The organism is Kitasatospora sp. NPDC058190 (assembly GCF_042883685.1).
Classification (GTDB): Bacteria; Actinomycetota; Actinomycetes; order Streptomycetales; family Streptomycetaceae; genus Kitasatospora.
Window position 1 is genome coordinate 112,588 of sequence record NZ_JBHVVI010000012.1, and the last position, 11,885, is coordinate 124,472.

Here is an 11,885-nt window from a genome sequence, read left to right on the forward strand (position 1 = left end):
TCGGGGACGGAGGAGCTGGCTGTGCGCGGGCCGGCTGGTGGCTGCGCACGGGCCCGCAGGTGGCTACGCCCGGGCCCGTTGGGTCACCGCGATGCAGACCAGCACCACCACCGCCGTCACCGGTGCGGCCGCCGGCAGGTGCTCGCCCAGCAGCAGCACCGACCACACCAGGGTCAGCAGCGGCTGCGCGAGCTGCAGCTGACTGGCCCTCGGCACCCCGATCCCGGCCATCCCCCGGTACCAGAGCACGAACCCGCCGAACTGCGAGACCGCGGCGACGTACGCCAGCCCGGCCAACGCCTTCGCCCCCAGCCGCACCGGTTCGGTGGCCAGTCCGAACGCGGCGGTCAGCACCATCACGGGCAGCGCGGCCACCACCGCCCAGGCGATCACCTGGGCGCCCGGCATGTCCCGGGACAGCCGCCCGCCCTCGGCGTAGCCGGCCGCGCAGATCACCACGCCGACGAAGAGGTAGAGGTCGGCGAGGGTCGGCCGGCCGTGGCTCTGCACCAGGGTGAAGGCGAGCACGGCGGCCGCCCCGGCCAGCGCCGCCGCCCAGAACGCCCGGGACGGCCGGCGGCCGGTGCGCAGCGCCGCGACCACCGCGGTGGCCAGCGGCAGGACGCCGATGACCACCGCCGAGTGGGCCGTCGAGGAGGTCCGCAGGGCGAGCGTGGTCAGCAGCGGGAAGCCCAGGACACAGCCGGCGGAGACCGCCAGCAGGCCGGGCCACTGCCGGCGCTTCGGCAGCGGGGCGGCGGCGGCCAGCAGGTGGAGCGCGGCCAGCACCCCGGCCAGTGCGCCGCGCAGCCCGGTCGAGCTCCACGGGCCGAACCCGGTCAGGGACCACGCGGTGGCGGGGAAACTGAGCGAGAAGGAGGCCACTCCGAGAGCGGCGAGGGCGGTGCCGGAGGCGGGGCTGTGCTGAGGTGCTACCGCCCCGGGCAGGATAGCGCTATCTTGTGCCGTCATGAACGAGCGTAGCAGCGTGGCCGAACTCGCCGACAGTCTGCGGCGGGAGGTCGAGCGCTACCCGGAAGGGCGAAAGCTCCCCTCCAGCCGGGCGCTGATGGAACGCCACCAGGTCAGCCCGGTGACGGTCTCCCGGGCCATCGCGGTACTGGTGGCCGAGGGGCTGGTGGTCTCCCGGCCCGGCGCGGGCGTGTTCCGGGCGGCGGCCTTCGCCGCGGCACCGGCCTCCCCGGCCGCACCGGCCGCCCGGCCCGGCGACCTCTCCTGGCAGGAGATCGCGCTCAGCGCCGATCACGGCCCGCGCGACCTGCTGGCGGCCCCGGTCTTCGCCACCCTCCGGGTGCCGCCGCCGGACGTCATCGACCTCAACAGCGGCTACCCGCACGCCTCGTTGCTGCCCGAGCGCCTGCTCGGTGCCGCCCTCGCCCGGGCCGGGCGCCGCCCGGGTGCCTGGGACCGCCCGCCCACCGACGGCCTCACCGAGCTGCGCGGCTGGTTCGCCCGTGACATCGGCGGCCACGCCGGGCCGATCGGCGCCGGGGACGTCCTGATCACCTCCGGCGGGCAGAGCGGGCTGACGGTCGCGATGCGGTCGCTGGCCGCGCCGGGCTCGCCGGTGCTGGTCGAGTCGCCGACGTACTCGGGCATCCTCTCGGTCGTCCGGGCGGCCGGGCTGCGGCCGGTGCCCGTCCCGATCGACGCGGACGGCGTCCGGACGGACCTGCTGGCCGAGGCCTTCGAGGCCACCCGGGCGCGGGTGTTCGTCTGTCAGCCGCTGTTCCAGAACCCCACCGGCGCCGTGCTGTCGCCCGCCCGGCGGGCGGAGGTGCTGCGGATCGCCCGGGCGGCCGGCGCCTTCGTGGTCGAGGACGACTTCGCCCGGCTGCTGGTCCACGCGGACGCCCCGGCGCTGCCGCGCCCGCTCGCCGCCGACGACCAGGACGGGGTGGTGGTGCACCTGCGCTCACTGACCAAGGCCGCCTCCCCCAACCTGCGGGTCGGCGCCCTCACCGCACGCGGCCCGGCGCTCGCCCGGCTGCGGGCCACCCAGGTGGTGGACAGCTTCTTCGTGCCCCGGCCGCTCCAGGAGGCGACCCTCGAACTGGTCTCCGACCCCGCCTGGGCCCGCCACCTGCGCACCCTCGGCGCCGAACTGCGCGACCGCCGTACCGCCGCCGTCGCCGCCCTGCACCGCGAGCTCCCCGGCGTCCTCGACGCCTACCGTCCCGGCGGCTACCACCTCTGGCTGCGCTTCCCGGACGGCATCGACGACACCGCCCTCGCCGCCGCCGCCCTGCGCGCCGGCGTCCAGGTCACTCCGGGCCGCCCCTACCACCCCGCCGAACCCCCGGCCCCGCACCTGCGCCTCAGCTACGCCGCCGCGGACAGCCCGGCGGCGGTGGCGGAGGGGATCCACCGGCTACGGGTGGCGTACGAGGAGCCGGCGGGCTGAGGAGGAGAGGGAAGGGGTTCTCGCGGCCGCTACCGCGCCGTCCCGCGCAGCGGGCTACCGCCGGTACCCGGCCATCCCCTCCAGGCGGGCGATCCGCTCGGCCATCGGCGGGTGGGTCGAGAACAGCCGGGTGCCCGCCTCGCCGGGGCGGAAGGGGCTGGCGATCATCATGTGGCTGGCGGTCTGCAGCTGGGGCTCCGGCGGGAGGGGGAGCTGACGGGTGCCGGCGTCGAGCTTGCGCAGGGCGCCGGCGAGGGCGAGCGGGTCGCCGGTGATCCGGGCGCCGTCGGCGTCGGCCTGGTACTCGCGGGAGCGGCTGACCGCCATCTGGATCAGTCCGGCGGCGATCGGGCCGAGGATCATGATCGCGAGCATCCCGAACAGGCCCGGGCCGTCGTCGTCCTCGTCCCGGCCGAACGGGATCAGCCAGGCGAAGTTCACCAGGAACATCACCACCGAGGCCAGCGCCCCGGCGACCGAGGAGATCAGGATGTCCCGGTTGTACACGTGGCTCAGCTCGTGCCCGAGCACGCCCCGGAGCTCGCGCTCGTCCAGGATCTGCAGGATGCCCTCGGTGCAGCAGACCGCCGCGTTGCGCGGGTTGCGGCCGGTGGCGAAGGCGTTCGGGGCCGGGGTCGGGGAGATGTAGAGGCGGGGCATCGGCTGGCGAGCCGAGGTGGAGAGCTCGCGCACGATCCGGTACAGCCCGGGTGCCTCGAACTCGCTGACCGGCCGGGCCCGCATGGCCCGCAGCGCGATCTTGTCGCTGTTCCAGTAGGCGTAGGCGTTCGTCCCGAGGGCGACCAGCAGGGCGATCAGGAAGCCGGTCCGGCCGAAGAAGCTGCCGATGACCAGGATCAGCGCCGAGAGGCCCCCGATCAGAACGGCGGTCCTCAGTCCGTTGTGCCGGCTGTGCACGTCAGGCCCTCCAGTGGCGCGGTGGGGAAGCCCTTTCTGCCTCGTCCCTCTTGCCCGGTCAACGGGTGGGGCCGGGGGCCTTGTTCCCTTGTGACCGACGCGACACCCGCCCGGGCGTCGCCCGCACCCCGCCCGGGCCTCGCCCCCACCCCGCCCGACGGCTCAGAACAGGCTGCCGCCCGCCACCTGGAGGACCAGCTGCGGCGCGATCGAGAGCACCACCGCCGCGGTGGCGGTCAGGCCCAGCGCGGCGGTGAGGCTGACCGGCAGCCGCCGCTCGCCGCCGCCCTCGACCGCCGCCTCGGCATCCGCCGGGGCGAACAGCCGGGCCGTCCAGAGCAGGTAGTAGTACAGGGCGATGACCACGTTGACCGCCATCACCACGGCCAGCCAGCCCAGCCCGGCGTCCACCGCGGCGCGGAACACCACCACCTTGCCGAACAGGCCGACCACGCCCGGCGGCAGCCCGGCCAGACAGAGCAGGAAGAAGGCCAGCGCCAGCGCCGTCCAGCGGTTGCGGGCGAACAGGCCGCGGAAGTCGTCCACGCTGGTCCCGGCCCGGCGACCGACTGCGGCGACCACCCCGAAGGCGCCGAGGTTCACCACGCCGTAGATCAGCGCGTAGGCGGCGGTCGCGCCGAGCGGGTCGACCCCGGTGGGCGCGTAGCCGGCCGCGGCCAGCGGCACCAGCAGGTACCCGGCCTGGCCGACCGAGGACCAGGCGAGCAGCCGCACCGCGCTGTACCGGGTGTCGAAGCGCTGCCGCAGCGCGCCGACGTTGCCGACCGTCATGGTGACGGCGGCCAGGACGGCGAGCGCCAGGCCCCAGGTGTGGGCGTACGGGCGGAAGGCGATGGTGGTGGCGAGCGCGAGGCCGGACAGGCCGGCCGCCTTGCCGACCACCGAGAGGTAGCCGGCCACCGGCAGCGGGGCGCCGGTGTAGGTGTCGGGCACCCAGAAGTGGAACGGGACGGCGGCGACCTTGAAGGCGAAGCCGACCAGGGTCAGCACGGCCCCCGCCTCGGCCAGCGGCTTGAGCTGACCGGGCGCGTGCTCCAGGCCCTGGGCCACGGCGCCGAGGTGCAGGCTGCCGCCGGCCGCGTAGACGAAGCCGATGCCGAGCAGCATCACGGCGGTCGCCGTCACCGAGGAGACGAAGAACTTGAGCGCGGCCTCCGCGCCCCGCCCGTCCCGGCGCAGCGCGACCAGGGCGAAGGCGGGCAGCGAGGCGACCTCCAGGGCGATCACCATGGTGGCGAGGTCGCGGGAGGCGGGCAGCAGAGCGGCGCCGGTGGCGCTGGAGAGCAGCAGGAACCAGTACTCGCCGCGCGGCAGCTTCTCCTGGTCCACCGTGTGCCCCGACAGCAGCGCGGCGATCAGCGCGCCACCGAGGGCGAGCAGCTGGAACACCAGGGCGAAGTGGTCGGCGACGTACGAGCACCCGCCCGCGGCAGAGCCGCTGATCGATGGAGTGTCAGTGGCCCCTGCTACGTTCTGCACACAGAAGGTCGCCCGGGGTGACCCACCGGTGAGGGGAAGGAGCGCGATGAGGGCGAGGGCGAGTCCGGCCGCGGTGAGGCGGCCGAGCCACTTCTTGTGCCGCTCGGGCAGGAACAGGTCGGTGACCAGGACGGCGAGGGCGGCCACCGCGGCGATCAGCGGAGGCGCGATCGCCACCCAGTCCACGGACTGGATCAGGCTGCCCGGGTTGGCTACGGCGAGGGAGGTCACAGTGTGCTGCCCCGTGGAGTGAGGTCCGAGTGCGGCGGTGTGGGCTGCGAGCACGGTCAGCCACCCCCGAGGAGGTGCTTGACGGCGGGGTCGGAGAGGCCGAGCAGGAGCGCGGGCCAGAGGCCGGCGACCAGGGTGAGCGCGGCCAGCGGCGTCCAGCTGACGGCCTCGTACGGGCGCAGGTCGGCCAGCTCGGCCACCGGTGCGGGCTGCTCGGGGTCGCCCATGCAGACGCGCCTGACCACGATCAGCAGGTACCCGGCGGTGAGGAGGGTACCGAGGCCGGCCAGGACCATGTAGGTGACGAAGGCGGGGCGCGACAGGCCGTCGGCCGGGTGGAAGGCGCCGAACATGGCGAGCACCTCTCCCCAGAAGCCGGCCAAACCGGGCAGGCCGAGGCTGGCGACGGCGGCGAAGGCGAGCAGCGCGCCGATCCGCGGCGCCCGGCCGTACAGGGCGGCGCCGGTGGCACCGGAGAGGGTGTCGAGGTCCGCCGTGCCGTAGCGGTCCTTGATGGCACCGACCAGGAAGAACAGCAGACCGGTGATCAGACCGTGGGCGATGTTGGCGAACAGGGCGCCGTTGACGCCCACCGGGGTGAGGGAGGCGATGCCGAGCAGCACGAAGCCCATGTGGCCGACGGAGGAGTACGCGATCAGGCGCTTGAGGTCGCCCTTGGATCTGGAGTCAGAGGGCGCGGAGCGCTTCGAAAGAAGGGCGGTGGTGGGCGACGGGAGGGCAAGCGCCAGGCAGGCCAGCGAGCCGTAGACGATGCCGACGGCGGCGAACGCGCCCAGGTAGGGGGCGAGTGTCGCGGTGCCGTCCGGCACGATCGGCAGCAGGACGCGGACCAGACCGTACGTCCCCATCTTCAGCAGCACGCCGGCGAGCAGCACCGAGCCCACCGTCGGGGCGGCGGTGTGCGCGTCGGGGAGCCAGCTGTGCAGCGGCCAGGCGGGGGCCTTGACCGCGAGCCCGACCATGATCGCCAGCGCGGCGATCACCTGGGTGGTGTGGCTCAGGCCGTTGCCGTGCCCGGCGGCCAGCGCCTGCATGTCGAAGGTGCCGGCCTTGCTGCCGATCAGCAGGAAGCCGAGCAGCATCACGGCCGAGCCGAGCAGCGTGTAGAGGATGAACCGGTTGGCGGCCGGGGCCTTCGCGCCGCTCCCCCAGCGGGCGATCAGGAAGTACATCGGGATCAGCACGATCTCGAAGGCCACGAAGAAGAGCAGGAGGTCCAGCACCGCGAAGGTGGCGAGCATGCCGACTTCGAGGAGGAGGAACAGCCCGACGAAGGCCTGCGCCGACGGGACGCTCTCCCCATCCGGCAGGCGCTTCTCCGAGTAGAGCGCGCAGAGGAAGGTGAGCAGCGCGGTCAGCACGATCAGCGGCAGCGAGACGCCGTCCACGCCGAGGTGGAAGCGCACGTGCAGGGCCGGGATCCACGACACGTCGGTGGTGGCCTGCATCCGGGCGGGGTGGTCGTGGTCGAAGCCGGCCGCCAGGGCGACGGTGAGCAGGAACACCGCGCCGGTGACGACGGAGTTCAGCCGCAGGGCCCGCCGGTCGGCGGTGGCCCGGTCCGGCCCGAACACCGGCGCCAGGGTGAGCGCGGCGCCGAGCAGTGGCAGCACCAGGAGGGCGATGAGGACTGCGTTCATCGGGGGCTCCTAGGGGCGGCGGTGAAGAGGACGGGGATGGAGGAGAACAGCACCGGCTACACCGCCACCAGGACGGCCAGCAGGACGACCGCGGCGAGCAGGGCGCTGAGGTAGGTCTGCGCGTTGCCGGTCTGCGCGAGCCGGACGGCCCGGCCGAGCAGGTTGGCACCGATCCCGCTGCCCTGGACGTAACCCTCGACGACCTCGCGGTCGAGGAAGCGGACCAACTGGGCGGCGAAGGCCACCGGCCGGACGAACAGCGCGTGGTACAGCCGGTCCACGCCGAAGCCGTGCCGGGCCGGGCCGAACAGCGGGCCGAGCAAGGTGCGCCCGGGGTCGGCGACGATCACCTCGGCGGCCGGGGCTCCGGCCTGCTCGGGCACCCGGTCGGCAGCGGCCGGGGCCGGACGTCCGGTGGCCACCCGCGCGGTCGCCGAGCGCCAGGCGCCGTAAGCGGCGAGCACACCGACCACGGCGAGCCCGGTGCCGGTCACGGCGGTGACGCCGGTGGGGCGCAGCGAGCCGCCGTCCAGCAGCGCGGGCAGCCAGTCCGAGCGCAGCCCGGCGATGCCGAAGGCCATGGTCGGGACGGCCAGCACCCAGAGCGGCCAGCGCATCGCGGGCGGCTCGGCGGTGGCCGGGTCGGCCTCGTCCAGCTCTGGCGAGTACGGCGCGTCGGCCTCGTGGTCGGCCGCCGCGGTGACCCGGTCGGCGGCGGGCAGCACCTCGGGTGCCACCGCCGCGGCCCCGGCCGGGCTGTGGAAGGCGAGCAGGAACAGCCGGGTCGCGTAGGCGCCGGTGAGCAGCGCGGTGAGGGCCGCCGAGATCAGCACGATCCACCCGGCCGCCTGCGGCACCGCCGAGGCCGGTCCGAGCCCGTTGGTCAGCGCCTCGCCATTGGCGGCGTGCTCGGCGGCGGTCAGCACCGCCTCCTTGCTGAAGAAGCCGGAGAACGGCGGCAGGCCGGCCAGGGCGAACAGGGCGATGCCCATCGTCCAGTACGCGTCCGGCACCCGTCGGCGCAGCCCCGGGATCCGGGACATCGCGGAGAGCGAGTTGGTGTGCGCGGCGTGGATCACCACACCGGCGGCCAGGAACAGCAGTGCCTTGAACGCGCCGTGGCTGACCAGGTGGAAGACAGAGGCCTCGCGGTCACCGCTGGCCAGCGCGCCGGCCATGTAGCCGAGCTGGCCGACGGTGGAGTAGGCGAGCACCCGTTTCAGGTCGTCCTGGGCGAGCGCGCAGAGCGCCGAGCCGATCATCGTCACGGCGGCCATCACCGCGAGCACGACCAGCGCCGCACCCGACAGCAGGAACACCGGCAGCAGCCGGGCGACCAGGTAGATGCCCGCCGCGACCATGGTGGCCGCGTGGATCAGCGCGGAGACCGGCGTCGGGCCGGCCATCGCGTCCGGGAGCCAGGTGTGCAGCGGGAACTGCGCGCTCTTGCCGGCCACGCCGGCGAGCAGCAGCAGGGCGGTCAGCGTCGGGTGGCCGAGTCTGCCCTCACCCGCGGCCGCCAGCACGTCCGGGATCCGGAAGCTGCCGGCGTCCGCGCCGAGCAGGAAGATCCCGAACAGGAACGGCACGTCGCCGAGCTTGGTGACCAGGAAGGCCTTGAGCGAGGCCGAGCGGGCGTCCGCGGTCTCCCAGTGGTGGCCGATCAGGAAGTACGAGCAGACGCCCATGACCTCCCAGCCGACCAGCAGCACGATCAGGTCGCCCGAGTAGACCACCAGGAACATCGCGGCGGTGAACAGCGAGACCAGCGCCGCGTACGAGGGGTAGCGGGGGTCGGACTTCAGGTACGCGGTCGAGTAGACCTGGACGCAGGTGGCGACCACACCGACCAGCACGGAGATCAGCGAGCTGAAGCCGTCCAGGTGGATGGCGAGCGCGATGTCCGGGCCGCCGGTCGGGGTGAGCCGGGTTGCGGCGTCCAGGGCCTGGCCGGTGCCGAGCTGGAGGGCGACCACCAGGGCGAGCACGGCCGAGACGGCGACCGGGACGATCGCCAGCGGCCGGGCCAGTCCGGGCGCCTTCTTGCCGACGGCGAGGGTCGCGGCGGCGCCGAGCGCAGGCAGCGCGGGGACGAGGGCGGGCAGGGCGAGGTTCATGCGGCGGCCTGGCCCTTCAGCGCCTCGGCTCCGTTCGGCGCCTCCTCGACGGGGAGCGTCTCGGCCGGGTCGCCGAGCGCGGTGGCCCGGTCGATGTCCGCGGTGCCCCGGGCCCGGAACAGCAGCAGGACGATGGCGAGCCCCAGCCCGATCTCGGCGGCGGCGACGGTGATGGTGAACAGGGTGAGCGCCTGCCCGGCGTGCAGCGAGTCACGCAGCCAGGCGTCGAAGGCGACCAGGTTGAGGTTGACGGCGTTGAGCATCAGCTCGACGGACATCAGCACCAGGACGGCGTTGCGCCGGGCGAGCACGCCGTACACGCCGACGCTGAACAGCAGCGCGGCGAGGACGACGGGGTAGGCGAGGTGCATCAGCTCTCCTCCGACGCGGACGACGCGGGTGCGGACGACGCGGGTGCGGAGGGCGTGGGCGCGGTCGCGGCGACCGTCCCGTTGGACCCGACCGGCCGCCCGGCACGCAGCTTGCCCGCCCGGGGCGCCGGCACCCGCCGTTTGGAGCCGCGCGACAGCACGATCGCGCCGACCAGCGCCGCCAGCAGCAGCACGGACAGCGCCTCGAAGGGCAGCACCCAGTGCCGGAACAGGCTGGCCCCGGTGACGGAGGCCGAGCCGCCGCCCGTGCCGAGGTCGATCCAGGAGCTCCGGAAGGCGTCGACCACCAGCGTCACGAGCGTCCCGGCCGAGGCCAGCGCCACGACCAGGGCGACCCAGCGGTTCTTGGAGTCGGCGTCCGGCGAGCGCCCGATCGGCGCCTTGGTGAGCATCAGTCCGAACAGCACCAGGACGATCACCGAGCCCAGGTAGATCAGCACCTGCACCCAGGCGATGAACTCGGCCGTGAGCAGCAGGAACTCCACCGCCAGCCCACCGAGCGCGACCACCAGCCAGAGCGCGGCGTGCACCAGCTGCTTGGTGGTCACGGCGACGATCGCCGAACCGAGCACCGCGATGCCGACCAGCAGGAAGACGATCTCCTGGCCGGTCGGGGACAGGAACGAACGGGCGGCCGGCTCCAACGAACCGGTCGCCGCGAGAAGCGTGGCAGCGGCGGTCATGCGTCGTCACCCTTCTCCTCAAGAGCGGCCGCGGCCGCCAGCTTGTCCGCCGCCTTGCGCGCGGTGGCGATCTCCTTGGGCTCCTCGGCCGCCGGGTCCAGGGCCGGCGGCGCCGGGACGGTCCACATCCACTCCCGGAGCTTCTCCCGCTCGTGGGTCAGCTCGTGGATGTCCGTCTCCGCGTACTCGAACTCCGGCGACCAGAACAGCGCGTCGAAGGGGCACACCTCGATGCAGATCCCGCAGTACATGCAGAGCGAGAAGTCGATGGCGAAGCGGTCCAGCACATTGCGGGTGCGGGCCCGCGCGTTCGGCTCGGCGGCCGGCAGCGTCTCCTTGTGGGAGTCGATGTAGATGCACCAGTCCGGGCACTCGCGCGCGCAGAGCATGCACACCGTGCAGTTCTCCTCCAGCAGCGCGATGACGCCGCGCGAACGCGGCGGCAGCACCGGCTGCACGTCGGGGTACTGCGCGGTGACGCTCTTCTTCGTCATCGTCCGCAGCGTCACGGCCAGCCCCTTGGCAAGGCCGATACCCGGGAAACTCATGAGATCGCCACCTTGATGATGCCGGTGAGGGCCAGCTGGACGAGCGCGAGCGGGATCAGCACCACCCACGCGAAGCGCATCAGCTGGTCCTCGCGCAGCCGCGGGTAGGTGACCCGCAGCCAGATGACCACGAAGGCCAGCGCGAAGGTCTTGAGGAGCATCCAGAGCCAGCCGAGCTGGTCCGACATCGGCCCGTGCCAGCCGCCCAGGTAGAGCACCGCCGTCAGCGCGGACACCACCAGGATGCCCACGTACTCGGACAGCAGGAACAGCGCGAAGCGCAGGCCGGTGTACTCGGTGTACGCGCCGAAGATGATCTCCGAGTCGGCGATCGGCATGTCGAACGGCGGCCGCTGGAGCTCGGCCAGACCGGCCGTGAAGAAGACGAAGGCGCCGATGATCTGCCAGGGCAGCCAGTACCACTGCCAGGCGTCCAGGATCCCGGGCAGCGACAGCGTGCCGGCGGCCATCGCCACCGAGGCCGCCGCCAGCACCATCGGCAGCTCGTACGACATCAGCTGCGCGGCCGTGCGCAGACCGCCGAGCAGCGAGAACTTGTTCGCCGAGGCCCATCCGGCCATCAGCTTGCCGATCACACCGACGCCCATCACGGCCAGCACGAAGAACAGGCCGGCGTCGACGGCCTGGCCGACGAAGCCGTTCGGGCCGATCGGGATGGCCAGCAGCACGAACAGGTACGGCAGCAGCGAGACGGCGGGGGCCAGCTGGAAGATCCGGCGGTCCGCCCCGGCCGGGACGATGTCCTCCTTCTGCGCGAACTTCACGCCGTCCGCGACGAGCTGCGCCCAGCCGTGGAAGCCGCCCGCGTACATCGGGCCGAGCCGGCCCTGCATGTGCGCCATGACCTTGTGCTCGGTCTGGCCGATGACCAGCGGGAAGAGCAGGAAGACGACGAGGGTGGCGACGCAGCGGAGCACCGTGTCGAGCAGGTTCACGCGCCGTCTCCGTCCTGGTCGGCCGCGCCGGCCGGGTTCTGGTCCTGCTGCCCGCCCGGCTCGCCCGACTGCTCACCCGACGGCTTCTCGTCGTGGGCGGGCACCGGGTTGTGCCAGGGCGCGTCGGAGGACCGGGGCCGGGCGGGGGTCTTGGGCTCGGCGGCCGGTTCGTCGGCCGTCTGGCTGACCGACCCCTCGGACACCATGGGGGTCCCCCCGGCCGAAGGCTGGGGGAGAGTCCGCCGCGGCCGGTCCGCCCGCACGGGCGGGGCGCCCTCGGCCGGAGCGGCCGGAGCGGCCGCAGCCTCAGCGGCCGCCGGAGCCTCGGCACCCGTCTGGCTCGCCGACCCCTCCGACACCGACCGGGTCCGCCGCGGCCGGTCCGCCCGCACCGCGGGCGCGCCCTCGGCACCGGCGGCACCGGCGGCGGCACCGGCCGCGGCCGCCCGGGGCG

At 73.9% G+C, this 11,885-nt stretch carries 10 protein-coding genes and 1 pseudogene; 1 reads left to right on the forward strand and 10 read right to left on the reverse strand.

All coding sequences use genetic code 11. The annotated features are described in order from the left end of the window. Nucleotides 1-63: 63 nt before the first annotated feature. Nucleotides 64-972, reverse strand: coding sequence for a DMT family transporter (locus ACFVWU_RS08385; RefSeq protein WP_387617070.1), 909 nt, complete (start codon nucleotides 970-972; stop codon nucleotides 64-66). Between ACFVWU_RS08385 and ACFVWU_RS08390 the strand changes: the two genes are divergently transcribed. Continuing rightward, a complete protein-coding gene (locus ACFVWU_RS08390; RefSeq protein ID WP_387617072.1) occupies nucleotides 971-2,425 on the forward strand; it encodes a PLP-dependent aminotransferase family protein in 1,455 nt (484 codons plus the stop codon). The two genes, ACFVWU_RS08385 and ACFVWU_RS08390, sit on opposite strands and share 2 nt — an antisense overlap. A gap of 54 nt (nucleotides 2,426-2,479) precedes the next feature. Here ACFVWU_RS08390 and htpX read toward each other — a convergent pair whose 3' ends face one another. From htpX to ACFVWU_RS08435, 9 genes and pseudogenes are all read right to left on the reverse strand, one after another. Beyond that, nucleotides 2,480-3,343 (reverse strand): zinc metalloprotease HtpX, encoded by an 864-nt coding sequence (htpX, locus tag ACFVWU_RS08395; RefSeq protein WP_387617074.1) that lies wholly within the window; start codon nucleotides 3,341-3,343, stop codon nucleotides 2,480-2,482. Nucleotides 3,344-3,505: 162 nt separating this feature from the next. Continuing rightward, nucleotides 3,506-5,074: an NADH-quinone oxidoreductase subunit N gene (locus ACFVWU_RS08400; RefSeq protein WP_387617076.1), complete on the reverse strand. Its 1,569-nt coding sequence runs from the start codon at nucleotides 5,072-5,074 to the stop codon at nucleotides 3,506-3,508. A gap of 56 nt (nucleotides 5,075-5,130) precedes the next feature. Further along, entirely contained in the window at nucleotides 5,131-6,735 is a 1,605-nt protein-coding gene (locus tag ACFVWU_RS08405; RefSeq protein ID WP_387617078.1) for a NuoM family protein, read from the reverse strand. Between the two features lie 56 nt (nucleotides 6,736-6,791). Further along, nucleotides 6,792-8,852 (reverse strand): NADH-quinone oxidoreductase subunit L, encoded by a 2,061-nt coding sequence (locus ACFVWU_RS08410; RefSeq protein ID WP_387617080.1) that lies wholly within the window; start codon nucleotides 8,850-8,852, stop codon nucleotides 6,792-6,794. Further along, entirely contained in the window at nucleotides 8,849-9,223 is a 375-nt protein-coding gene (gene nuoK / locus ACFVWU_RS08415) for an NADH-quinone oxidoreductase subunit NuoK (RefSeq protein ID WP_387617082.1), read from the reverse strand. The genes ACFVWU_RS08410 and nuoK overlap by 4 nt, the downstream gene beginning before the upstream one ends. After that, entirely contained in the window at nucleotides 9,223-9,927 is a 705-nt protein-coding gene (locus ACFVWU_RS08420; RefSeq protein ID WP_387617084.1) for an NADH-quinone oxidoreductase subunit J, read from the reverse strand. Before ACFVWU_RS08420 ends, nuoK begins: the two co-directional genes overlap by 1 nt. Beyond that, the gene (locus tag ACFVWU_RS08425; RefSeq protein WP_387617086.1) at nucleotides 9,924-10,475 is read right to left on the reverse strand and encodes a NuoI/complex I 23 kDa subunit family protein; all 552 of its coding nucleotides are present in this window, start codon (nucleotides 10,473-10,475) and stop codon (nucleotides 9,924-9,926) included. Before ACFVWU_RS08425 ends, ACFVWU_RS08420 begins: the two co-directional genes overlap by 4 nt. Further along, nucleotides 10,472-11,431, reverse strand: a complete 960-nt coding sequence (gene nuoH / locus ACFVWU_RS08430) for an NADH-quinone oxidoreductase subunit NuoH (RefSeq protein ID WP_387617088.1) — start codon at nucleotides 11,429-11,431, stop codon at nucleotides 10,472-10,474. The genes ACFVWU_RS08425 and nuoH overlap by 4 nt, the downstream gene beginning before the upstream one ends. Beyond that, nucleotides 11,428-11,885 (reverse strand): annotated as a pseudogene (locus ACFVWU_RS08435) (NADH-quinone oxidoreductase subunit C); the annotation flags it as partial. The gene nuoH and the pseudogene ACFVWU_RS08435, both read right to left, overlap by 4 nt.

Bases quoted from the DNA above. Each gene is read 5' to 3' on its own strand.
- ACFVWU_RS08390 (WP_387617072.1), top strand. From the start codon at position 971: ATGAACGAGCGTAGCAGCGTGGCCGAACTCGCCGACAGTCTGCGGCGG.
- ACFVWU_RS08385 (WP_387617070.1), bottom strand. From the start codon at position 972: ATGACGGCACAAGATAGCGCTATCCTGCCCGGGGCGGTAGCACCTCAG.
- ACFVWU_RS08405 (WP_387617078.1), bottom strand. From the start codon at position 6,735: ATGAACGCAGTCCTCATCGCCCTCCTGGTGCTGCCACTGCTCGGCGCC.
- ACFVWU_RS08410 (WP_387617080.1), bottom strand. From the start codon at position 8,852: ATGAACCTCGCCCTGCCCGCCCTCGTCCCCGCGCTGCCTGCGCTCGGC.
- nuoK (WP_387617082.1), bottom strand. From the start codon at position 9,223: ATGCACCTCGCCTACCCCGTCGTCCTCGCCGCGCTGCTGTTCAGCGTC.
- ACFVWU_RS08420 (WP_387617084.1), bottom strand. From the start codon at position 9,927: ATGACCGCCGCTGCCACGCTTCTCGCGGCGACCGGTTCGTTGGAGCCG.
- ACFVWU_RS08425 (WP_387617086.1), bottom strand. From the start codon at position 10,475: ATGAGTTTCCCGGGTATCGGCCTTGCCAAGGGGCTGGCCGTGACGCTG.